General features: G+C 60.5%; 25 protein-coding genes, 1 other RNA gene, 1 pseudogene and 1 riboswitch. Of the genes and pseudogenes, 16 read left to right on the forward strand and 11 right to left on the reverse strand.

Translation table 11 applies throughout. The features are described 5' to 3' along the window. Positions 1–105: 105 nt before the first annotated feature. Entirely contained in the window at positions 106–1,071 is a 966-nt protein-coding gene (trxB, locus tag AC1RT6_RS11125) for a thioredoxin-disulfide reductase (protein ID WP_079447499.1), read from the forward strand. Positions 1,072–1,088: 17 nt separating this feature from the next. After that, positions 1,089–1,982, forward strand: a complete 894-nt coding sequence (locus tag AC1RT6_RS11130) for a LysR family transcriptional regulator (RefSeq protein ID WP_079447500.1) — start codon at positions 1,089–1,091, stop codon at positions 1,980–1,982. A 160-nt stretch (positions 1,983–2,142) separates the two neighbouring features. Here the strand turns inward: AC1RT6_RS11130 and AC1RT6_RS11135 are convergent, their stop codons facing one another. The 3 genes and pseudogenes from AC1RT6_RS11135 to AC1RT6_RS11145 form a co-directional block, all read right to left on the reverse strand. Continuing rightward, on the reverse strand, positions 2,143–2,823 hold the full coding sequence (locus tag AC1RT6_RS11135) for an AAA family ATPase (RefSeq protein WP_079447676.1): 681 nt from the start codon (positions 2,821–2,823) through the stop codon (positions 2,143–2,145). A gap of 191 nt (positions 2,824–3,014) precedes the next feature. Continuing rightward, a pseudogene (locus AC1RT6_RS11140) lies at positions 3,015–3,337 on the reverse strand (hypothetical protein). A gap of 95 nt (positions 3,338–3,432) precedes the next feature. Continuing rightward, complete coding sequence (locus AC1RT6_RS11145; RefSeq protein ID WP_173816001.1) at positions 3,433–3,585, reverse strand: hypothetical protein; 153 nt, start codon at positions 3,583–3,585, stop codon at positions 3,433–3,435. 128 nt (positions 3,586–3,713) lie between these two features. Here AC1RT6_RS11145 and rnpB point away from each other — a divergent pair. Then, an RNA gene (gene rnpB / locus AC1RT6_RS11150) (RNase P RNA component class A) lies at positions 3,714–4,165 on the forward strand. A 184-nt stretch (positions 4,166–4,349) separates the two neighbouring features. Here rnpB and AC1RT6_RS11155 read toward each other — a convergent pair. Next, positions 4,350–5,558: an extensin-like domain-containing protein gene (locus AC1RT6_RS11155; protein WP_079447502.1), complete on the reverse strand. Its 1,209-nt coding sequence runs from the start codon at positions 5,556–5,558 to the stop codon at positions 4,350–4,352. Between the two features lie 23 nt (positions 5,559–5,581). Then, positions 5,582–5,812, reverse strand: coding sequence for a hypothetical protein (locus AC1RT6_RS11160; RefSeq protein ID WP_139372915.1), 231 nt, complete (start codon positions 5,810–5,812; stop codon positions 5,582–5,584). A gap of 39 nt (positions 5,813–5,851) precedes the next feature. Between AC1RT6_RS11160 and AC1RT6_RS11165 the strand changes: the two genes are divergently transcribed. Beyond that, on the forward strand, positions 5,852–7,408 hold the full coding sequence (locus AC1RT6_RS11165) for a DUF4403 family protein (RefSeq protein WP_079447503.1): 1,557 nt from the start codon (positions 5,852–5,854) through the stop codon (positions 7,406–7,408). A gap of 128 nt (positions 7,409–7,536) precedes the next feature. Here AC1RT6_RS11165 and AC1RT6_RS11170 read toward each other — a convergent pair whose 3' ends face one another. Together AC1RT6_RS11170 and AC1RT6_RS11175 are read right to left on the reverse strand one after the other, a co-directional pair. Continuing rightward, a complete protein-coding gene (locus AC1RT6_RS11170) occupies positions 7,537–8,046 on the reverse strand; it encodes a PRC-barrel domain-containing protein (RefSeq protein ID WP_079447504.1) in 510 nt (169 codons plus the stop codon). Positions 8,047–8,450: 404 nt separating this feature from the next. Continuing rightward, positions 8,451–8,582 (reverse strand): hypothetical protein, encoded by a 132-nt coding sequence (locus AC1RT6_RS11175; protein ID WP_274533966.1) that lies wholly within the window; start codon positions 8,580–8,582, stop codon positions 8,451–8,453. Between the two features lie 260 nt (positions 8,583–8,842). Here AC1RT6_RS11175 and AC1RT6_RS11180 point away from each other — a divergent pair, with 260 nt between their 5' ends. From AC1RT6_RS11180 to AC1RT6_RS11215, 8 genes are all read left to right on the forward strand, one after another. After that, positions 8,843–9,274, forward strand: coding sequence for a transglycosylase SLT domain-containing protein (locus AC1RT6_RS11180; protein ID WP_173816014.1), 432 nt, complete (start codon positions 8,843–8,845; stop codon positions 9,272–9,274). Positions 9,275–9,488: 214 nt separating this feature from the next. After that, positions 9,489–9,624, forward strand: a riboswitch (TPP riboswitch). Then, on the forward strand, positions 9,613–10,629 hold the full coding sequence (locus AC1RT6_RS11185) for an FAD-dependent oxidoreductase (RefSeq protein WP_079447506.1): 1,017 nt from the start codon (positions 9,613–9,615) through the stop codon (positions 10,627–10,629). It overlaps the preceding riboswitch by 12 nt. Next, on the forward strand, positions 10,620–10,817 hold the full coding sequence (gene thiS, locus AC1RT6_RS11190; RefSeq protein ID WP_079447507.1) for a sulfur carrier protein ThiS: 198 nt from the start codon (positions 10,620–10,622) through the stop codon (positions 10,815–10,817). The genes AC1RT6_RS11185 and thiS overlap by 10 nt, the downstream gene beginning before the upstream one ends. Before the next feature lie 160 nt (positions 10,818–10,977). Continuing rightward, complete coding sequence (locus tag AC1RT6_RS11195; RefSeq protein WP_079447508.1) at positions 10,978–11,766, forward strand: thiazole synthase; 789 nt, start codon at positions 10,978–10,980, stop codon at positions 11,764–11,766. Then, positions 11,753–12,397: a thiamine phosphate synthase gene (locus AC1RT6_RS11200; RefSeq protein WP_472790503.1), complete on the forward strand. Its 645-nt coding sequence runs from the start codon at positions 11,753–11,755 to the stop codon at positions 12,395–12,397. Before AC1RT6_RS11195 ends, AC1RT6_RS11200 begins: the two co-directional genes overlap by 14 nt. A gap of 70 nt (positions 12,398–12,467) precedes the next feature. After that, a complete protein-coding gene (thiC, locus tag AC1RT6_RS11205; protein WP_079447510.1) occupies positions 12,468–14,363 on the forward strand; it encodes a phosphomethylpyrimidine synthase ThiC in 1,896 nt (631 codons plus the stop codon). Between the two features lie 16 nt (positions 14,364–14,379). Beyond that, the gene (locus tag AC1RT6_RS11210; protein WP_079447511.1) at positions 14,380–14,901 is read left to right on the forward strand and encodes a mismatch-specific DNA-glycosylase; all 522 of its coding nucleotides are present in this window, start codon (positions 14,380–14,382) and stop codon (positions 14,899–14,901) included. Positions 14,902–14,960: 59 nt separating this feature from the next. Beyond that, entirely contained in the window at positions 14,961–15,908 is a 948-nt protein-coding gene (locus tag AC1RT6_RS11215; protein WP_079447678.1) for a YiiG family protein, read from the forward strand. Between the two features lie 26 nt (positions 15,909–15,934). On the opposite strand, the gene AC1RT6_RS11220 is transcribed toward AC1RT6_RS11215, so the two are convergent. Beyond that, entirely contained in the window at positions 15,935–16,369 is a 435-nt protein-coding gene (locus AC1RT6_RS11220) for a hypothetical protein (protein ID WP_079447512.1), read from the reverse strand. 399 nt (positions 16,370–16,768) lie between these two features. On the opposite strand from AC1RT6_RS11220, the gene AC1RT6_RS11225 reads away from it, so the two are divergent. Then, positions 16,769–17,023, forward strand: a complete 255-nt coding sequence (locus AC1RT6_RS11225) for a helix-turn-helix domain-containing protein (protein ID WP_079447513.1) — start codon at positions 16,769–16,771, stop codon at positions 17,021–17,023. 160 nt (positions 17,024–17,183) lie between these two features. Continuing rightward, on the forward strand, positions 17,184–19,277 hold the full coding sequence (locus tag AC1RT6_RS11230; RefSeq protein WP_079447514.1) for a S9 family peptidase: 2,094 nt from the start codon (positions 17,184–17,186) through the stop codon (positions 19,275–19,277). 167 nt (positions 19,278–19,444) lie between these two features. Here the strand turns inward: AC1RT6_RS11230 and bfr are convergent, their stop codons facing one another. Both bfr and AC1RT6_RS11240 read right to left on the reverse strand, forming a co-directional pair. Beyond that, a complete protein-coding gene (bfr, locus tag AC1RT6_RS11235; RefSeq protein ID WP_079447515.1) occupies positions 19,445–19,927 on the reverse strand; it encodes a bacterioferritin in 483 nt (160 codons plus the stop codon). Positions 19,928–20,073: 146 nt separating this feature from the next. Beyond that, complete coding sequence (locus AC1RT6_RS11240; protein ID WP_079447516.1) at positions 20,074–20,331, reverse strand: (2Fe-2S)-binding protein; 258 nt, start codon at positions 20,329–20,331, stop codon at positions 20,074–20,076. 288 nt (positions 20,332–20,619) lie between these two features. On the opposite strand from AC1RT6_RS11240, the gene AC1RT6_RS11245 reads away from it, so the two are divergent. Both AC1RT6_RS11245 and AC1RT6_RS11250 read left to right on the forward strand, forming a co-directional pair. Next, positions 20,620–20,934, forward strand: a complete 315-nt coding sequence (locus AC1RT6_RS11245; protein ID WP_079447517.1) for a hypothetical protein — start codon at positions 20,620–20,622, stop codon at positions 20,932–20,934. Positions 20,935–21,134: 200 nt separating this feature from the next. Then, a complete protein-coding gene (locus AC1RT6_RS11250) occupies positions 21,135–21,437 on the forward strand; it encodes a hypothetical protein (RefSeq protein ID WP_079447518.1) in 303 nt (100 codons plus the stop codon). A gap of 72 nt (positions 21,438–21,509) precedes the next feature. On the opposite strand, the gene AC1RT6_RS11255 is transcribed toward AC1RT6_RS11250, so the two are convergent. Continuing rightward, positions 21,510–22,769, reverse strand: coding sequence for a lytic murein transglycosylase (locus AC1RT6_RS11255; protein ID WP_079447519.1), 1,260 nt, complete (start codon positions 22,767–22,769; stop codon positions 21,510–21,512).

Genomic DNA, 22,769 nt, shown 5'->3' on the forward strand with positions numbered 1-22,769 from the left:
TATCGGAGGCGTCGATCCCGACGCTTCTCACGCCTCTACGAGCCTTCGCGGGCCATTTTGTGCCTTGCGCGCAAGCCATTGTCTTACGATAGGGATTCCAATTCCATGTCCGCCCCCACCCAAGCCAAGGTCGTCATCATCGGCTCCGGGCCGGCGGGCTACACGGCGGCGATCTATGCGGCGCGCGCCATGCTGGAGCCGGTGCTAATCCAGGGCATCCAGCCGGGTGGCCAGCTCACCATTACGACCGACGTTGAAAATTACCCCGGCTTCGCCGACGTGATCCAGGGGCCATGGCTGATGGAGCAGATGGAGAAGCAGGCGACGCATGTCGGTACCCGGATCGTAACCGATACGGTGAATTCCCTCGATGTGTCACAGCGGCCGTTCCGGCTAACCTGCGACAGCGGCGAGGTCTATCTCGCCGAAACCGTAATCCTCGCAACAGGCGCGCAGGCGCGCTGGCTCGGGCTGTCATCCGAGGACAAGTTCAAGGGATTCGGTGTATCCGCATGCGCTACCTGCGATGGCTTTTTCTATCGTGGTAAAAACGTGATCGTAGTCGGCGGCGGCAACACAGCGGTCGAGGAAGCGCTCTTCCTTACCAATTTCGCCTCGCAGGTCACCCTTGTGCATCGCCGCGATCACTTCCGCGCTGAACGCATCCTGCAGGATCGCGCATTCAAGCATCCGAAGATCAAGGTCGTCTGGGACAGCGCCATCGACGAAATCTGTGGCAGCGAGGATCCTCCCAAGGTTACCCATGTGCGGCTCAGGGACGTCAAGACCGGCGCACTCACCGAAGTCGCAGCCGATGGCGTGTTCATCGCGATCGGCCACGCACCTGCGACCGAACTGGTTACGGGCAAGGTCAAGCTGAAGCCGTCGGGCTACGTCGAAGTTGCGCCGAATTCGACAGCAACGTCTGTGCCGGGCCTGTTCGCCGCCGGCGACGTCGCGGACGAGGTTTATCGCCAAGCCGTGACGGCCGCAGGCCTGGGCTGCATGGCCGCGCTGGAAGCCGAACGGTTTCTCGCTGCGCACGCGGGCGACCGCGCTGCGGCAGAATAACCGCGCAGTGTGCCGACATGGATTGGGACAAGCTAAAAGTGTTTCACGCCGCGGCAGAGGCTGGGAGCTTCACACACGCCGGTGAGCAGCTCGGGCTGTCACAATCTGCCGTATCGCGACAGGTCGGCGCGCTGGAGCAGGAACTCTCGGTCCCGCTGTTTCATCGTCACGCGCGGGGGCTGATCCTGACCGAACAGGGTGATCTGCTGTTCCGCACCGCGCATGATGTCTTCATGCAATTACAGGCGGCGCGCGCCCAGCTCGCCGACAGCCGGGAAAGACCAAGCGGCGACCTCAAGGTGACGACCACGCCGGGAGTCGGCATCAACTGGTTGATACCGCGCCTAGGCGAATTCACCTCGCTGTATCCGGAGATCAGGATCTCACTGCTTTTGACGGACGAAGAGCTCGATCTGTCGATGCGGGAAGCCGATATCGCGATCCGCACATACAAGCCGACCCAGCCCGACCTGATTCAGCGCAAGCTGTTTGCAATATGTTTCCATGCCTATTGTTCGACCGAATACGTCAAGCGTTTCGGCACCCCGCGAACGCTTGAGGAACTCAGTGGGCACCGTATCATCCTGCTCAACGAGACGCAGGCATCGCCCCATCTCCAGAACCGCAATTGGCTGATCGATGCCGCTCGCAACGGCTCAGGACCGCACGAACCCTACTTCACCGTCAACAGCATACTGGGCCTGTTCAGCGCCTGTCAGCAAGGTCTCGGCATAGCGGCGCTGCCGGATTATCTCGTCGGAGGGAACAACCTGCTGGTTCAGTTGTTTCGCGAATCCGATTCGATTCAGCTAGATACTTATTTCGTGTATCCGGAAGAGCTGAAATCCGTGGCGCGGGTTCAGGCTTTCCGAGATTTCGTCGTCAGCAAGGCGCAACGCTGGCCGTCGTGATCGGATCAAACTCTGTTTGATTTGATCTGACGCGTTTTCTTCACGCGAACCGTATCCATCCTCGGGTCAAGGCCGAGGACATGCTTCGCTCGAAACGCTCTGGCGCAAAAAGACAAAACGCGCGAAACCCGCGCGCTTTGTCACCAGCATCGAGCGACGGTCAGGCGGCCTGCTTATGCATGGCTCCGCCCGAGGACACAGACCCTCGGATCGCCTTGACGGACCTTTCAATCGCTGCCCACAACCGTCCAATCTCCGAGGCAGCGCGGCCCTGGGAATCGTATTCGCGTGCCCCTTCGCCGTGTGCAAGCGCCAGCAGCAGATCGGCGCGATTTGTAATCTGGCCACTCCAAACCGGAGCGCGGAATTTTGCCAGAGCCTCGCGCGCAATGGTAACGATCGGACTTTCGGAGCCATCGCGCATTGCCGGCGCACCATTGATGACAACCGCGTAAGGCTTCCGTGCAGACCGGCAGCTCTGGATGGTGCCCTGAACGGCGTTGACGTCGAACACGCCGGGTCGCGCGGGAATCACAACCATGGTTGCATTCCGGATGGCGTCATCGACGACGGCCGTCAGATTCGGAGGCGTGTCGATAAAGACCCACTCGAAGCCGTCACGCTTCGCGGCGTTGATGATTTCGGTGACGGAGCGATTGGCTGTCCGGATCGGAGGCTCGTTGGTGCCGCGCAACTTGTGCCAAAGCGTCAGTGATCCCTGCGGATCGGCATCGACCAGCAGGCAGGGCCTCGAAGCCTTATGAACTTGTGCGGCAAGATGAGCGGCCAGGGTGCTTTTGCCTGAGCCGCCTTTACGCGATGCGAAAACAATAACGTTCATACCTTGGTCTCCCGATTGACTCAGGAGAATAAAATGAATCAGCATACTGATTCGTTAAAGACAATTTTTACCGTCTTTTGCCGCCATGGGCCTGTTTTTCATGCTTTTTGGGGCATTTGAGCCGCGTCGCTGTCCGATATCGAGACGGTCTTGGCCCCAGAGAGCCCGAAATGGAATAGTCGTGCGAAGCCTTACGACATGCGTTTCGCGGCTTTTCGCTCCAACCATTTGCGCTCGATCCACCCCAGCATCCGGGCCATCGGTCCCTGCAAGAACGGCAGATCTTGCGCGATCAAAATAAGACCGAGAGGCAACATCCACAGCCCGAGAACCGGTAGAAAACTGAAAATGCCGCCGATGATCAACGCCATCGCAAACGGAACGCGGACCAGCCGCGAGGAGGGCTTACGCACCCAACCCATAAATTTCGCAAATCGTAGCGGCATTTTACCTTCCAACCAGGCAAATGCCGATCCAGTTCCGCGCGGTGATCACTGCTCACGTCTCGCTCCATGACAAAAAGATGTTGATTTGTCACGGCGCCACAAGGGGGCGGGATGTCGCGCAGACGTCTCGCAAAAAAATGCCCCCAGATCGGCTTCATCAAACTCAGAATCCGAACGTCCAAACGACGCTTACCACCGTCAGCGTCAGGAAAGCGCTGAGCGTCCAGCCGATGGCGTAGTTTTTCTCCTCCGGCACGATCCCGCGCATGTCCTCGACCCCTCCGTGGGTAGGACGCCAAAGGTGCAAATCGGTCATTACAACCTCCCATGCAGACATTGCCGCAATACTCCAATGGCGGGAGGGCAATACAAGTTCCCTTGCAAGTATCCGAATTATTACGGCTCGACTTGACGGCGCGGTGCACAGCGGTCATGCGTACCGCGTCAGTCAGCTGGACGGCCGCTCCCGCTCGGGCCGAAAGGCTTGCGGGGGAGGAAAGTCCGGGCTCCATCGACATACGGTGCCGGATAACATCCGGCGGGGGTGACCCTAGGGACAGTGCCACAGAGAACGAACCGCCGCTTCCACCCTCTCCTTTCGCTTGCCGAAAGAGGGAGGGGTGAGAGCGGTAAGGGTGAAAAGGTGCGGTAAGAGCGCACCGCGTTTCCGGCAACGGAGACGGCATGGCAAACCCCACCGGGAGCAAAACCGAATAGGGACGGCGTCGCGAGAGGTTCGCCTTGGGCGATAACATCGCAGGGCTATGTCGGGCTCGCTGTCCGGGTAGGTTGCATGAGGCAACGTGCAAACGTTGTCCCAGAGGAATGGCCGTCACGTATCGTATGCGTAAGTGTGCGGTGCCCTACAGAACCCGGCTTACAGGCTGGCTGATATCCGCAAAGCGTTTTGAATCGAAGTGAACTTGCGGTTCACTTGAGGAAAGCGTGTTTCACTGTGAATGAGGGGTTCGGCGCGCCGGACCCCTCGCCAACGAAACTCCGCGGCAGGAGGAAGACGATCATGACTGACTCCGCCGAAAATCAAACAGCAGCGAATAAGACAGCCAGCGCTCGACGCCACTATTCGTCATAATCCGCCTCGCTGGCGTAACTGTGCGAATGGTTCTTGCGACCGCCAAATGATCCCGTGACAGCCGGCTCGCGGCTGGCATACGAACCGCGCGCAGCGGCGCGTGCGGCAATGTCCTCGCCCGATACCGCAGCAGGGTTGCAGACCATTCGGCGACTTGCGCGGCGCATCAGATCGACATGGATATGATTGTAGTGATGGACGTTGGAGCCGGGCGCCAGCACAGTGGCGAAGCGCTGACAGGCCGACGCTTCCACATCGCGGAGGAAACCCTGCTCTTCCGGCAGACCCTTCCAGCCGTGCTGCACTGAAACGTATCGTCCATCCGCCAGCGTGAAACCAGCGATATCCAACGCATTCCCGAAGGCGTGCTCGGAAATATGCGCGCGCGGATTACCGTTCATGCCACGGCAGGAATAAGCCGAGATCTGCTTGATTTCGACCACGCGCGCGCCGAACCAACGCATCGACGCCGGCTGTACCGCATCCGCTAACCAGCGATCGAGCGCCGAGACGATCGGGCATGCAAGCGTCGCGGAAGGCTTCACCACGACGGGACCGACCGCGCTGGTGACGGTCCCGCGCGCAGGTCCGAGACGCAGCGAGTTCTGTGACGAATCCAGCGCAGGCGCTGCCGGATACGCGGAGGACCGTGTGCCGCTATAGGACTGAGGCTGCGGCCGCGGATACGACTGTCCGTAATGGTCGTTCGGCGATGCGTGATTATCCTGCGGTCCGTCCGGCGGCAACTCGATCCGACCCTCGGCAGGATAGACACCGGGCGCGGTCAGCGAGACCGGCCCGTTCGATCCGTCGCCGGAGGCGGGCTGAGGAGTTGGTGTTTCAGGGTAGGATGGCGGCGGGGGCGTCCGGTAGGCGGGCTGCGCGATCGGCCAGCGCGGCTGGCGGCCGATTGACGCGGGGGGCCTGAGATCCTCGTCGGCAAAGCCGTACGCCGGGTTTTCACCGAGCGCCGAGACCTTCAGGGGAAATTCCGCGCCGCAAATGCCGGGGCCATTGATCGGACGGATGCGAACGAGATCGGCACTCTCCCTGACTTCGCCGGATTTCAGACATGCAGCTTCAGCCTCGGCCCGCCACGGTTCGCGCTCCGCAGTCTGAAAAAAACCGCGCCCGCAACCGGCCAACGATACGAGGACGAGGGAGCCGACAAAATACAAGGCAACTCTGCGCGTCATCCGCGCACGTTCAACGAATTTATTTAAAGCTTCTTCAATGTGTTGTTTTCAGTCATTTTTAACCACGCCGTTGCGGTGCGCCATAGAAGATGGGTGGCGAGACTGGAACCGATTGCAGGACGCTGCGTTACGACGAACAAATGGCGTGAGGTCGCATGACTTTCGCGGGCCACATGAGCATCCTGATCGCCTACATCGCACTCGCCTTCGTGGGCGCAATCGTGCTGGGCGTTTTTTAGCCAAATTTCCCGCATCTGGTCCCCGCATCGGTAGGTGATTAAGTCGGGGAGCCAATGCGGCCTGGGTTTAACCTCAAGACCATCCTGCTCGGCATCGTGATCCTTGCGGTCTCGTTTCTTTCCGGTCTCAAGGCCGTGGATTGGTTGTCGCCGCGCGACATCGACAAGCCTGCCCTAGCGACATTGCCATCGCTCCCCCCCGTCAACCGCAATTCGAGCATCGTCGCGCCGATCAAGATACCCCTCACGCTCATTCGCGACGCCGCCGAGCGCGCGGCTCCGCATAACTTCGCTGGCAAGGCCGACAATCCGGCGGCGCAGATTCTCCAGAACGCGGACATCGGTTGGACCGCATCCCGCGGCGCGATCAGCGCCACGGGCGTCAACGGCGTGCTGTCGCTGTCGACGCCGTTGACCGGCGCCGTCAAGGTTACTGGATCGCTATCCGCCAACGCCCAGGATGCGGTCGGTAACGCGCTCGCGGGCGTACTCGGCGGCGACATCGCCAAACGGATCGGCCGCGTGAACATCAAGAATCTGAATGCCAATGCCGAGATCAAGGGCAATGTCGTGATGACGGCACGGCCGGCGCTGGCCGAAAACTGGCGTATCGATCCCGGCATAACCGCGCAGGTCAATCTTGGAGACACCAACCTCTCGGTCGCGGGCGCGCGCCTCAATGTGCCGTCACAGGTCAAGCCCGTCATCGACAGGGCAGTCAACGAACAGATCGCAAACCTGCAGCAGCGCATCCGCAACGATCCCGCTCTGGAACGCAACGCGCGACGGCAGTGGACGCAGATGTGCCGCTCGATTCCATTACAGGGTGCAGCCGGGTTTCAGGATCTTTACCTCGAGCTGAAGCCGGTGCGCGCCATCGCGGCTCAACCGCGCATTGACACCAGCAACGTCACGTTGACACTTGGTGTCGAAGCCGAGACGCGGATCACGACCGCGGCGACCAAACCCGACTGTCCGTTTCCCCAGACGCTCGCCATCGTTCCGGCCACGACGGGAAAACTGAATATCGGCGTTCCGATCGACATGTCCTTCACCGACATTACCAAGATCATTGAGGTACAACTCGTCGGCAAGACATTCCCCGAAGATGGAAGCGGCGCGGCTGAGGTCACTGTCAAACAGGTCAGCGTCGCGGCCGCGGGCGACCACCTTCTGATCTCGCTTCTCGTTCATGCGAAAGAAAAGAAGAGCTGGTTCGGTTTCAACGGCGAGGCCACAATCCACATCAGCGGTAGACCCGCTCTCGACCAGGCCGAGCAGATCGTACGCCTGACAGACATCCAACTTGCCGTCGAATCCGAAGCCGCGTTCGGCCTGCTCGGCACCGCCGCGCAAACGGCATTGCCCTATCTGCAACACGCCTTGGCCGAGAAGACAGTGCTTGACCTCAAACCGTTCGCATCGAATGCGCGAGAGAAGATCGCCGCGATGATCGCGGATCTTCAGAGAAGTGAGAACGGCGCCAAGGTCACGGCAGAGATCAGCAGTCTGAAGCTTGCGGGCATCGCCTTCGATTCAAAGACGCTGCGCGTAATCGCCGAAGCGGCAGGCACCGTGAACGTCGAGCTCAAGACATTGCCGGCGCTGTGAGGGTCAAAGTTCCCGATGCTGCCCGGCATCGTCGCGTCCCTCCTCCTCCGTCCAAACGAAGCTATGCACGAATAAACACGCCCGGTAAAAACCGGGCGCGTTGGTCGTTCTGCCGTCTATCTGGCGGCTCAGGTCGAGTATTTGAATTCAGGCATCGCCTCCAGCTGTTGCTTGGTCGCGCTGAAGACTGCGTGATCCGGATACCATGAACTCTTGTCCGCCTTCGTTGTATTGACCGTGGCCGGCCCGGATGTCGCAGATCCCGTGGTGGTCCCCGTACCTGCGCCGCTTCCCGAGGCCGATGCCTGCGCAGGTGTGTCGACAAACTTCAGCTTTTCGAACGGTACCGCAACCAGACGCTCGCCAACGCCTAGGAAGCCGCCTACCCCGATCACCGCAGCTTTAATCGCTCCATTCTTGTCCAACAGAAGATCGCTGATCGAGCCGAGCTTGTCGTTGGTATCGTTATAAACGTTAAGACCGACCAACTTCGACGAGCGCCAGGTGCCATGATAGCCTGACACTGATGTGGTAGCGGCCGGAGCATTCATCGTCATGGTGTTCGGCGTCTGAGCAACCGCCGCCGTTGCCAACAGCGCGGAGCCAATCAACGCGACCGTCATATGTTTTGAGATCATCAGTGTGTTCTCCTTCAGTTTAAATAGAGTAGCGAGAACCCATGACGCCAAGAGTGGTTCCACGGAACACCTTCGATAAATCCCGTTCCAATCGGACAAAACAACACAAAGATGTGCGTAGATTTCGAACGACGCACGCAAGCTACGCCGACACGCAGCAGCGCGACCAATGACCGAGAGCGATGTGCCATCGCAAACAGCGACACCGTCGTTTCTCAAGATTTGCGTTTCTCAAGATTTACAGTGCAGCCGGTCGAAACGACGTCGCTAAGCAGCGTGTGCACGCAGCTCGTCGTTCGCCTCGCGAAAGAACGCGACGGTTTCGAACTGATAGCCACAGTGAACGCATTGCCAGAGATACGCTGTTCGGCGCGGTCCGTTTTCAAACCATACTGGCGCGGCAATCAGACGACCGCACTGCGCACAAGGATTTTGGTGGGGTAAATCATCAGATATGGCAGCGACCATGACGCTTCTCCCATCTGCTCTTTTTTGTCTGCGAATTGTAGCGAGCGCAACTCACCGAGAGTTCGCATTGCTCGATCCTGACTCCCTCTCGCGACAAATTTGCGACATTCCGCAAGCGCCCCTCGTGTAGCTAGACGCCGCAACACGACGCCACACGATCTCAAAGAGTTCCTTGGCATTACGCCCTCGGCAGGCTGAATTCATGAGCTTCCTATTTCGTCCATTTTGCCATAGGAAAGGCAAGATTGAGGCGGTAAAAAAGGCGGATCGTGAAGGGGTGCCCGTGACAAATTTACGCAAATTCGGTCCGCTTCTTGTTTTTGTCACGATGGCATGGCCGCAGCCATCGACCGCGCAACACGTGGACTACGCACAGATGGTGGCGGCACATGCGCAAGCCAACGGCGTTCCTGTCGAGCTGGTTCACCGCGTCATCATGCGTGAAAGTCGCTACAATCCACGCGTGGTTCATCGCGGAAACTATGGCATGATGCAGATCAAGCTCGAAACCGCTCGCGGCCTCGGCTACACCGGCACCGCTGAAGGCCTGCTCGATCCTGAAACCAACCTCACCTATGCAGTCAAATATCTCGCGGGCGCATACCAGGCAGCTCACGGCAACCATGACCGCGCGGTGGCTTATTACGCCGGCGGTTACTACTACGCGGCGAAGCGGCAACGGCTTCAGCGCGCCACGCACGAGACCCTGAGCGCTGACGCGCGAATTCCCGGTGCGCCGCTGTCGATCGTGCCGCACTGAACTGCCGGCGATACGGGGTCGAGTAGCGTCGCGTCGATGCGGTAGCTGTCGAGCGGCGGTAGACGTGCGATTGTTCCGTTGCGGAGCGCCGCGAACCGCGCCGAGCGCTGCGACCGCAAAAACGTCCCGCAAAGCACCAAGCATGGAACCGCGTCTATTATCGACGATTGCGTCTGCCGCGCGTTGACACCCCTGCCTTTCGGTCTAGATTAAGGGTTGTTCCGAGGGGTGCTCCGTCAGGGAGCTGAGATACCGCAAGCTCGTAATCCGAAGACGGATTGCAGGGACCGCGGTGACCCTTTGAACCTGATCCGGGTCATGCCGGCGAAGGGACAGGGATGCTTCAGAAGACGCGGGAGAAACGGGGGGCGCCCCCGATCGCGGTGATCGGTGCAGGTATTGCCGGCGCATGGCAGGCGTTGCTGTTCGCGAAGGCTGGACACGCGGTCATGCTCCACGAACGCGGCGACGACGCGATGGCGCATGCCACCAGCCACTGGGCCGGCGGCATGCTCGCGCCATGGTGCGAATCCGAGGTGTCCGAACCTCTCGTCTCGCGTCTCGGCCTTCGCTCGCTCGCGCTATGGCACGAACATGCTCCCGATACGTCTTTCAACGGCTCTCTTGTGGTGGCGCATCCGCGCGACCGCTCCGATTTCGAGCGTTTCGCGCGGATGACATCAGGACACCGACACCTTCAGCGCGACGACGTGAGCAAGCTCGAACCATCGCTTGATGGACGATTTCGTGAAGCATTGTTCTTTCCGGACGAAGCCCATGTCGAGCCGCGCCGCGTACTGCCTGAACTGCACGCGCGCATCCGCGCGGCTGGCGGCCAGATCGAATTTGGCAGCGCGCCAAAGCCAGCCGACATTGAGGGTCTGGCGATCGATTGCCGCGGCCTCGCCGCGCGCGACACGTTTCCAGACCTGCGGGGCGTCAAGGGCGAGGAGATTATCGTCGAAACTGACGAGATCATGCTGTCGCGCCCGGTGCGACTCCTGCATCCGCGATGGCCGCTCTACATCATTCCACGTGAACACCACCGCTTCATGATCGGCGCCACCTCGATCGAATGCGAGGACGACGGCGTCAGCGTGCGTTCCGCGCTGGAACTGCTGAGCGCCGCTTACGCGGTACATCCGGCGTTCGGCGAGGCGCGGATCGTGGAGATCGGCGCAGGCCTGCGGCCCGCCTTTCCCGACAACCTGCCGCGCATCGCGATCGACAAGAATCGGATCGCGGTCAACGGGCTTTACCGTCACGGCTTCCTGCTGGCTCCGGCGCTCGCGGAACTGACGCTCGGCTATGTCGCGCGCGGGGAGATCGACAACGAGGTGATGCAATGCAAGTGATCGTCAACGGCGAACGGCGCGAGATCGCAGCGCAGACCGTGGACGCCCTGCTGAGCGAGCTCGACTATGAAGGCACGCACGTCGCAATCGCTCTGAATTTTGACGTGCTGCCGAAAAGCCGATGGGCGGATACGACGCTAAAGAGCGGCGATGAGATCGAGATCATCACGCCGCGGCAAGGAGGGTGAGGGTAATGACCGATAGTCATCCTCTCCCGTCATTGCGAGCGAAGCGAAGCAATCCAGTTCTACCGCGCAGCAAGCATAGACCGGAGTGCTTCGTCACTAACGCTCCTCGCAATGACGGAACGAATGTGTCCGTCGTGAAGACGAGAATTGGGACTTCGCCATGAGCACAGTCAAATTCTACAATCGCGAGTTCTCCTCCCGGCTGCTGATCGGAACGGCGCTGTATCCATCGCCCAGGATCATGCAAGGCGCCATTCGCGCCGCGGGCAGCCAGATCGTCACTGTGTCACTGCGGCGGGAGACAGCAGGCGGCAAAACCGGCGACGCCTTCTGGTCGCTGATCCGCGAACTCGATGTCACGGTGCTGCCGAACACCGCCGGGTGCAAAAGCGTGCGCGAAGCCGTCACGACGGCGAAACTTGCTCGCGAACTATTCGACACGTCCTGGATCAAGCTTGAAGTCATCGCCGACGACGACACGCTGCAGCCTGATGTGGTTGGACTCGTCGAAGCCGCCGCCGTCCTCATCAAGGACGGCTTTGACGTGTTTCCCTATTGCACCGAAGATCTCGGCGTCGCGATGCGGCTTGTTGAGGCGGGCTGCAAAGTGGTGATGCCATGGGCTGCGCCGATCGGCAGCGCGAAAGGTATCATCAACACCAACGCCTTGAAGCTTTTGCGCGAACGCTTGCCCGATATCACGCTCGTCGTCGATGCCGGACTCGGCGCGCCTTCGCACGCGGCGCAAGCCCTCGAACTGGGCTACGACGCCGTGCTCCTCAACACAGCCGTCGCCAAGGCCGCCGATCCAGTTGTCATGGCTGGCGCTTTCAAGCTCGCGGTGGAAGCCGGCCGCAGCGCTCATGAGGCGGGCCTGATGGAGGCCCGCGACTTCGCCTCGCCATCCACCCCCGTTGTAGGGACACCGTTCTGGCATGCCGTATCCTGATCGCCACGCGTATCCTGATCGCCACGCGTATCCTGATCGCTTTTATCCTGTCGTCGACACGCTGGACTGGCTGCGCCGCCTGATTGGACTCGGCGTCGGCACGGTGCAGTTGCGCGCAAAAGACCTCAACGATGGCGAAGCACTGCAGCTCGTCAGCGATGCGCTGGAGATCGTTAAGGGCACGCCGGTGCGGCTGGTTGTCAACGACTACTGGCGCGCCGCCATCGTCGCCGGTGCAAAGCACCTTCATCTCGGCCAGGAGGATCTGGCGACGGCCGACGTCCACGAGATTCGCAAAGCCGGGCTGACGCTCGGCCTTTCCACCCATGACGACGCCGAACTCGAAGCCGCGCTCGCCGCCGAACCGGACTATATCGCGCTTGGTCCGATCTTTCCGACCACGCTGAAGGCGATGCGCTTTGCGCCGCAAGGAATTCCGAAAATCACCGAATGGAAGAAGCGCGTCGACAATATCCCGCTGGTCGCGATCGGCGGCATCAAGCTGGAGCAAGCGTCAGAGATTTATGCCGCCGGCGCGGACTCGATCGCCGTGGTCAGCGACATCACGCAGAACCCCGACCCCGATGCGCGGGTAAAAGCCTGGCTCGAACAGATGATTGAAACCGCATGAGGCGCCATCTTCTGCCTTCTCGTCTATTCGCATTGACCCACAACGACTGGTCTCGAACCGGAGAAACGCCATGAACATCCGCCCCAATCCGGACACCACTCGCCCCGCCGTCACCACCGGTGCCCTGCCCTCGTCCCGCAAGATTTTCTCCGCGCCCGATGCCGCGCCGGACCTGCGGGTGCCGCTGCGCGAGATCATTCTCTCTGAGGGCGCAAGCGAGCCGAACCTGCCGGTCTACGACACCTCCGGACCTTACACCGACCCGAACGTCGTCATCGACGTTAACGCCGGCCTGCCGCGCACGCGTCTCGCCTGGGTGAAAGAACGCGGCGGCGTCGAGGAATATGACGGCCGCGTCATCAAGCCCGAAGACAACGGCAATGTCGGAGCAAAGCACGCCGCAGCCGCGTTCACAGCACACCACAAGCCGCTACGGGGTGTTGGCGATGCGCCGATCACCCAGTTCGAATTCGCTCGCGCTGGTATCATCACCAAGGAGATGATTTACGTCGCCGAGCGCGAGAACCTCGGGCGCAAACAACAACTCGAACGCGCCGAAGCCGCGCTGGCCGACGGCGAGTCCTTCGGCGCCTCCGTCCCCGCGTTTATTACGCCGGAATTCGTGCGCGAGGAGATCGCGCGCGGCCGCGCCATCATTCCGTCGAACATCAACCATGCCGAACTCGAGCCGATGATCATCGGCCGCAACTTTCTGGTGAAGATCAACGCCAACATCGGAAACTCGGCCGTGACCTCCTCGGTTGAAGAGGAAGTAGACAAGATGGTGTGGGCGATCCGCTGGGGCGCCGACACGGTGATGGATCTTTCGACGGGCCGAAACATCCACACCACGCGCGAATGGATATTGCGCAACTCGCCCGTCCCCATCGGAACGGTGCCGATCTATCAGGCGCTGGAGAAGTGCGACGGCGATCCGGTCAAGCTGACATGGGAGCTTTATCGCGACACGCTGGTGGAGCAGTGCGAACAGGGCGTGGATTATTTCACCATCCACGCCGGCGTGCGCCTGCCCTACATCCACCTCACCGCCGACCGCGTCACCGGCATCGTCTCTCGCGGCGGCTCGATCATGGCGAAGTGGTGCCTCGGACATCACAAGGAGAGTTTCCTCTATACGCATTTCGAGGAAATCTGCGACCTCATGCGCAAGTATGATGTTTCCTTCTCATTGGGCGACGGTCTGCGCCCCGGCTCGATCGCCGACGCCAACGACCGCGCGCAGTTCGCCGAACTGGAAACGCTCGGCGAACTCACGCAAATCGCTTGGAAGAAAGGCTGCCAGGTGATGATCGAAGGCCCCGGCCACGTGCCGATGCACAAGATCAAAATCAACATGGACAAGCAGCTGAAAGAGTGCGGCGAAGCGCCGTTCTATACGTTGGGACCGCTGACCACCGACATCGCGCCGGGCTACGACCACATCACCTCGGGCATCGGCGCCGCGATGATCGGCTGGTTCGGCTGCGCGATGCTCTGCTACGTGACTCCGAAGGAGCACTTGGGGCTACCGAACCGCGACGACGTGAAGGTCGGCGTGATTACGTACAAAATCGCGGCGCACGCCGCCGACCTCGCCAAGGGCCACCCGGCCGCGCAACTGCGCGATGACGCATTGAGCCGCGCGCGTTTCGACTTCCGCTGGCAGGACCAGTTCAACCTCGGTCTCGATCCCGAGACGGCGGTGGCCTTCCACGACGAGACGCTACCGAAGGACGCGCACAAGGTGGCGCACTTCTGCTCGATGTGCGGCCCGAAATTCTGCTCGATGAAAATCACGCAGGACGTACGCGACTACGCGGCAACGCTCGGAGATAACGAGAAGGCGGCGCTCTATCCGGAGACTGCACAAGCGGGCATGGACGAGATGAGCGCGAAGTTCAAGGAGATGGGGTCAAGCGTGTATCTCGACGCGGAGAAGGTGAAGGAGAGTAATCGGGTGTTGTGAGAGGCAAATTAAAACTATGTCTTTACTTCCCGACCAACTAGCGAATGATCTTCGAGTTGTCTTCGTGGGAACCGCAGCGAGTCGCCGGTCAGCGACCGTCGGCGCCTACTATGCTCACCCTGGAAATCGTTTCTGGGGCGCTTTGCACGAAGCGGGCATTACTTCCCGCCGGTATAATCCCGAAGAATTTCCGAAGTTACTAGAACTCGGAATTGGGTTTACGGATATATGCAAAAACGCTGCGGGGATGGATCATCAAATCGCAAAAGAGAGATTTGATGTTTCATCGTTTCGAGCCAAGATCGAGAAATACCAACCGAAGACCATTGCGTTTACAAGTAAACGTGCTGCGAGTTTATTCTTCGAGCAGCCAACCAAAAACATCCCACTAGGGCGTCAATCACCTTCAGTGAACGATCCAGATATTTTCGTTTTATCTTCAACATCCGGACTTGCATCGAGCCATTGGAATCTTCAGCCTTGGCAGGAGCTAGCTGTCTGGATCGAAGGCGTTCCTGGCGCTCGAAACACCGCGTGAACCTCCTCGCGATTCATGCGACAAATGCGGGGATTGTCAGCATCGCGAGGAAGAGAATCATGACGCCGTTTCGGGCGATTGCCCTGTTGTCCGCCGCAGTCTTCGGCATGTCCCTCGCGTCCGCCGCCGCACAAGACAAAACGTCTCCCTCTTCGTCCCCCTCGCCGCTCGTCGAAAAGCTCAACGCCTATGTCGGCTGCATCAACCGCCTCTCGGAGCGGTCGTATGAGTCGCGCAACCGTTACTTCTCATGGGCGAAGAAGACCGGGCCGACCGGCAAGGAACGTATCATCTACGGCACCTACACCATCTACGACACGACCGACTGCAAGAAGAACGTCGAGAAGGCTAACGCGGCGGAGCCGCACGATGCCGAACTCGAATCTGCTGCTTCCGCTTACGCCGAAGCCGTCGGCAAGCTCGAGCCGCTGCTGAAGGAGGCCGACGAGTATTACGAGCAGGAGAACTACAAGGACGACAAGATGGCCAAGGGCAAGGAGATGCATCCGCGCCTTGTCGCGGCGTGGGACGCATTCGCGAGCGCCGACAAAAAGCTGCGCGCCGGTGTCGAAGCCATCAAAGACAAGCAGGCGGCGGAACAGCTCGCCGCGATCGAAGCGAAGGAAGGCCGCAAAACGCACTATTACGTCGAGGCGCTGAGGATTCAGGCCAAGCGCCTGTTACGCGCGGAAAACACCGACAAGCCCGACATCGCGGCGATCACGCAGGCGCTGACCGAGTATGAGACCACGGTGAAGGCGGCCGAAGAGGCATCGGGCAAGGACGGCGATGCGAAACTCGGCTCGTTCTTCGTCAGCAGCGCCAAATCATATCTGACCTCGGCGAAGCAACTGATGCGCCGCATCCGTGACAAGGTACCCTACAGTCAGGGCGACCGCATGATGCTCGGCGGCGGTGGCGGCTGGATGGTCGAGGGCTCGCCGCCGCGGCTGCTCCGCGACTACAACCAGTTGATCGAGGGTTATAACCGCGGCGCTCATATCTAGCGCGGGCTCGCTGCGCGAGGGGACCACTACTTCATAGAGATCGCAAGGCCGGAGAGATCGGCGTTGGCCATCAGGCCGACCTGACGGCCGGAAAGCTCCAGCACCGCGCCCTTCTGGTTGCTCAACACGATGGCGCGGGCGCCGCCGCCGATCGCCAGCCCCGCGCCGGCCGCGCCGTAAACGCCGGCGACATCGGACGGCCGGCTGATGCGGCTGACCTGGCCGCGCAGCACGGTCTTCGATCCGCCGAACACTAGGCCATAATCCAATCCGCCGACCGAAAGCGGATATCGCCGTCCGTGGAAGGTGAGCGTACCGCCGCCGGCGGAGGCGCCGATGATCCAGCCGCCCTTGTAGATGGTCAGCGTCACCGTGCCGCTGTCAGCGCTGGCAGAAGAGGACAGGCCGAAGCACACGGCCAGCGCGAGCAAGGCGGCGCGAAACAGCGACGATGACGACATGCGGAACTCTCCTGAGCGCGAGAAGGGCGGAAGGCGATTCGGGACTGTCGCAAGCGTAAGAGGCAGTCGAGGCGGGTGCAATCCTGCACGTCGCTCGCAGCAGGAACTGATCCGTTCGCGGGCCAACCGAGCGAATCGGCTCCGTCCCTGGCGGGGGCACGTCGCAATCGGCAATTGCGACGGCAGGAAACACACTTCGCGTTAGCATCGCTTTAGACTTAACATTCAACTGTTACGCGCATTTTGGCGCAGGATCGGTAGTTTTCCCGTTGTTTTATGAGGAATTCCGACGAATGCAGGATTGTTAATGTTCTGGTAACCATATCATAACAGCCTTGTCGCCGGGATGGGGGTCTCAATCCGCCGGCTGGACGCCAGCCGCACTTCGGGGAGGCACCGATGAACCAGGAATTCCAGATCAAAGACCAGTGTTCGGTACAGGATCAGGCTGCGCTCACGCCGGACGCAGTGGTTCCGCTGCTGGTCGGCTCCACGGTCGACGAAATCGAACGGGAGCTCGTGCTACAAACGCTGGCACGTTGCGACGGCAACCGCACCCGCGCAGCAAGAGTACTGGGCGTATCGGTACGTACGCTGCGCAACAAGATTCGGCAGTACACGACCATGGGACTCGACGTGCCCGATCACGGCTAACCTTGGCGGAATGATAGACGCGTCCGGTTACGAACTCCGCATCAAATCGGACTTTCGAGACACACCGGCTTGCCGTTGCGCGCGCGCCCTCCTATGAACGAAACATCACGTTCAGTTCTCGCGCACGCTCAACCTGCGCTTCGACCAGGCGCCTTTTTTCATGACATCGACACCGACACCGCCGAAAGCCGACCGCTGCTCACATAACTATACGCATCACGGCATCACCCTGACGGATGATTACGCCTGGCTGAAAGATACGAACTGGCAGCAGGTGCTTCGCGAGCCATCACTGCTTGCGCCGGAAATCCGCGCCCACCTTGAGGCTGAGAATGCCTATTCGAACGCCGTGCTGGCGCAGACCGAGCCGTTGCAAAAGCAGCTCGTCGCCGAAATGCGCGGCCGCATCAAAGAGGACGATTCCACTGTCCCCTCCCCCGACGGGCCATTTGCCTATTTCACAAAATACCGGGAGGGCGGCCAGCACCGGATGATCGGCCGGCAGCCGCGCCACGGCGGCGACGCCCGTTTTCTTATCGATGGCGATGCGCTTGCAGAAAACAAAAAATTTTTTCAGCTTGGCGAAGCCCGTCATTCTCCGGATCATCACCTGGAAGCGTGGAGCGCCGACGATCGCGGCTCGGAATATTTTACGATCCGTATCCGCGACTGGGACAGCGGCGCCGATCTTGCCGATGTCATCGAGGAAACCGACGGCGGCGTGGTATGGAGCGCGGACTCACGCGCGTTCTATTACGTCAAGCTCGACGACAACCATCGTCCGATGCAGGTCTACCGCCACCGGCTCGGGACACCGCAATCCGATGACGTGCTGATTTACGAAGAACAGGATATCGGCTGGTTCACGCATATTCATGAGAGCGCGAGCGGCCGCTTCTGCGTGATTGCCGGCGGCGATCATGAAACGTCCGAACAGCGGTTGATCGATCTCGCCGCGCCCGAGGCCGCACTGCGCGTGATCGCAGTGCGCGAGGTCGGCGTGCAGTATTCCGTCGCCGATCGCAACGACGAACTGTTCATCCTCACAAACGCCGATGGCGCGATTGACTTCAAGATCATGACCGCGCCGCTCTCAGAGCCGGACCGCGCGAACTGGCGCGACCTGATCCCGTATCGGCCCGGCACCTATGTGATCGACTTTGAGCTTTATTCCGGTCACATGGTCCGGCTCGAGCGCGCCAACGCGTTGCCGTCGATCGTCGTCCGCGATCTCGCGACCGGAAATGAGCACGCAATCGCCTTCGACGAGGCTGCCTATTCGCTCGATACCCATGGCGGCTACGAGTTCGACACCACAACCTTGCGCTTCAGCTATTCGTCGATGACGACGCCTTCCGAGGTGTTCGATTACGACATGGCGAGCCGCTCGCGAACCTTACGCAAGCGCCAGGAGATTCCGTCAGGGCACGATCCAGCGGACTATGTCACCACCCGCATCATGGCCAAGGCGAACGATGGCGCCGAAGTGCCGGTCTCGATCCTGCATCGCAAGGATTTCGCGCAGGATGGCCGCGCGCCGCTACTGCTCTACGGCTACGGCTCCTATGGTCACGCCATGCCCGCTTCGTTCTCGGCCAACCGGCTGTCGCTGGTTGACCGCGGTTTCGTCTATGCCATCGCGCACATCCGCGGCGGCGCGGACAAGGGCTGGGGCTGGTATCTCGACGGCAAGCGCGAGAAGAAAACCAACAGCTTCGACGATTTCGCCGCCTGTGCTCGCGCGGTGATCGCGGCGAACTATACGTCAGCCAAAAACATCGTCGGCCACGGCGGCAGCGCCGGGGGCATGCTGATGGGCGCGGTCGCCAACCGCGCAGGCGAGTTGTTCGCCGGCCTCGTCGCGGAAGTGCCGTTCGTCGACGTGCTCAACACCATGCTCGACGACACGCTGCCGCTGACCCCGCCGGAATGGCCGGAATGGGGCAACCCCATCGTGAGCGAGAAAGATTTCCGCACGATCCTGTCCTATTCGCCTTACGAGAACGTCGCGGCGAAGGACTATCCGGCGATTCTCGCTATGGGCGGGCTGACCGATCCGCGCGTCACCTATTGGGAGCCGGCGAAATGGATCGCAAGGTTACGCGCCACCATGACCTCAGGCGGGCCTGTTCTGTTGCGAACTAACATGGGCGCGGGACATGGCGGCGCATCCGGCCGCTTTAACCGGCTCGACGAGATCGCCCTCGCCTACGCCTTCGCTCTGTGGGCGGTGAAGCACGATCCGGCTGGCTAGCTAACGAGAGCTATTGTCTAGGAACCTCTTCGCGTGAGGAACGCCTCGATCAGAATTAAAGGTCCGCTTCAAGATCCCTCAAGCGGAAAAGCTCTTGCGCATCCATAGAAACGCAAAAAGCCGGCGCGCAACGACGCCGACTTTTGCGATGGAGAACCGAATGAGGATCAGTCGTGATCCATTTCGCCGATGTGCTTCTGCGAATAGAGCTCGACGCCGATCTTCTTGATGAGATCGATCTGGGTTTCGAGGAAGTCGATATGGCTTTCCTCGTCCTTCATCAGCTTCTCGAAGATGTCGCGGGTGACGTAGTCCTTCACCGCGTGGCAATGCGTCGCCGCCTCTTCGTAGAGAGCACGGGCCGAATACTCCGCCTTGAGATCGCAATCCATCACCTCGCCGACGTTCTGGCCGATGTGCAGGGGATCAAGCACCTGCATGTTCGGGAAGCCGTCGAGGAAGATGATGCGGTCGATCAACTTGTCGGCATGCTCCATTTCCTCGATGGACTCCGCGCGCCATTTTTTCGCGAGATCCTTGATGCCCCAGTTATCCAGCAGCCGGTAATGCAACCAATACTGGTTGACCGCCGTTAGTTCGTGGCGGAGCGCTTTGTTCAGGTAGTCGATAACCTTCGGGTCGCCCTTCATGAAGCAGCTCCTGTTGTCTGTGCCTTAAGGCCGGCGGCCGACTATCGCCGGCTTTCACCTAATTTAGAATAATTCTAAATGAGATTCGGCCGCGCGACAACCCCCAAAAATGCTGGGCTGCTATCCAAATGCCGCTATCCAGAAGGTCAAAGAGTGATTTCGGTGTGAGTTTGTTTGGCTTCTGCTTCCATCGCAGAGTGGGGACACCCGTCGCAACATCGCCGGGCGCAGGCGCCGAGCGCTTCCTTGATGATGGTCCTGATCGTCCGGGCACACCGTCCGCATTCCGCGCTGCATCCGAGACATCCGTAAACCTGCTTCGGCGAGCGCCGCAGGTCGTCTGTTCCCGTCACGGCTGAGCGGACGTCTTGATCGGTTAGTACGTTACAAGAACACACAATCATGAAACGGTACCCGATTGCCACATGCGAACGGGCCGATATTGTTGGACCGCCTCGCGAAACGCAAAGGGAAAACCCGCTATTTCAAACTATTCCAAGTTGCCCGAAAAGCCGCCGCGGGCGGCAGCTCCGGAATTACCATAACATATTGATATTCATCATTTAATCGTCACACTTGGGTCCGTATCGTGGCGGGATTCAGTTACTTCGTTCATTGATCGTTCAAACCGGCTGTGGGAATCTTCGTTCGACAGACGCACTGCGGTATCGATTGATGAGAAAGGTGAAGCCATGAAAAGAACATTGGTGGCATTGGCGACGATTGCCATGGTCGCAGCGGTGGCCGCACCTCAAGCAGCCAAGGCCGGCGGCGGCGGCATCGCGGCAGGGGTCGCCGGCGGACTGATCGGCGGCGCGATCGTGGGCGGAGCACTGGCCGGTCCGGGATATTATGGCCCCGGTTATTATGGCGGCCCGGGATACTATGGACCCGGCTACGGCTATTACGGTCCGGGATATGTCGCAACCCCCGGCTGCTATTGGCAAAGGCAGCGTTTTTGGGATGGCTACGGTTGGCGGCTCCGGAATGTTCGGGTGTGCGGCTGATCCCATCTGATGAACGGCTCCGGTTCATATTGTTGGTGTTTTTCCGGAATGCCGCGCGCGATAACCTGAAAAAGCCGCTTTTTCCAGCGACCGACCTGCGAAGGTTGACCGGGTGAAACAGCCGGCTTGAACCACGGCATTGCGAGTAACCTTGAACCCTGCGCCGACCGCGGCGCGACCCCTCAGGAGAGATTCGAAAGATGAAGAAAACAGTTTTTGCCATTCTCGCGGCTGTCACGGTTGCGGCCGGTTCAGTAGCGACGGCTCCGCAGGCAGAGGCTCGCGATGGGGGAGCGGTGGCAGCCGGCGTTCTCGGCGGTCTGGCGGCCGGTGCCATTATCGGCGGCGCAATCGCGAACAGCCCCCCGGCCTACGCCGCACCGGCTCCAGTCTACGCCGCGCCTCCACCGGCCTATGTGGACGGGCCGCCGTGCCAAATGGTGCGGGAGAGGTTCTGGGACGGATATGGCTGGCGTTTCCGTCGCGTCCAGGTGTGCGACTGATCCGATTGTTCGGATAATCCGATCTGAGAAACCCGGCGGTGCGGCCGGGTTTCCGTTGGTGACGCGATGATTTCAGCGCGCCGCATTCATCGCGCGCAGCACCCCGTCACTGGGCCAGCAGTCCACCTTGAGGCCAGCGGACTTCTGATAGGCGCCGAGCGCCGCTCGCGTCAGCATCCCGGCCTTGCCGTCGATCTTGTCCTTGTACAAACCGAGCCGCGTCAAATGGCGCTGCATCGCCTCGACGTCGCGGCTGCGTAGTTGCGTCGAGGCCGACCACGGTGTCGCAAAAGGCAACGGACTGGTCATGCGGTCGGCGAGATGGCCGACGAACAGGACATAGAGATCGGAGAAATTGTATTCCTTGATGACGAAGTAGTTCGCCGTGGTCAGGAACGACGGGCCATGACTGCCCTCGGGTTGCAGCAACGACGCCGACTGTTCCCGCTCAACTGCGGTCAGCTTTTGTCCGCGCACTGGTAAGAACCCCTCGCGCAGCCATTTATCGATCGGCTTCCTCACCTCGGGCACGCCTTCCGTGCAATCGGCGTTCTCCGGTGCACGTACCTCGTAGGCCCAGCGCAGTCCCGGCTGCCAGCCCTTGTTGACAAGTTGCTGCGCGGCCGAGGCCAGCGCATCGGGCACCGAGGACCAGATGTCGATGCGGCCGTCGCCATCAAAATCGACGCCATGCTTAGCAAGTTCGGACGGCAGGAACTGAGTCAGCCCGGTGGCCCCGCCCCACGACGCGCGGAAATTCTTGCGCGAGACAGCACCGCGCTGCAGCAACAGCAGTCCTTCGATGAATTCGTTACGATACTGATCCTTGCGGCGGCCGACATAAGCCTGGGTCGCCAGCACGCGCATCGCATCGTAAGGCAGTGTGTAGCGACCGTAATCGGTTTCCCGGCCCCAGATCGCAAGGATGATGGTGGCGGGTACGCCGAAACGCTTTTCGATCGCGTCCAACGTCGATTCGTTTTTCCGCATCAGCCGCCGCCCTTCAGCCGCCAGCCCCGCGATGCTGCTCTCCTTGAGATAATCCGCCGGCACCTGAACGAATTCCGCCTGCGACGGCGCACCGGTCGCGGGCCGACCGGGCAGGATGAGGTCAGGCAGCTTATAGTCAGGCTCGAGTCCGGCTGTGACGGAATCGAACGTCGCGCGCGAAACGCCTGCCTGCTGCGCCTCCGGCCAGACCGCGGCGAGGAAACGCGTGAAGCCGTCGTCCGCCGCGTGCACCGGCGACACGACAGATCCAAGAGTGAGCGCCAACAGGATCAAGATCCCGAGCGACGACCATCGCGAAATGCCTGCGGCGGTCACCGCCAT

The organism is Nitrobacter sp. MLSD-S21 (assembly GCF_058809865.1).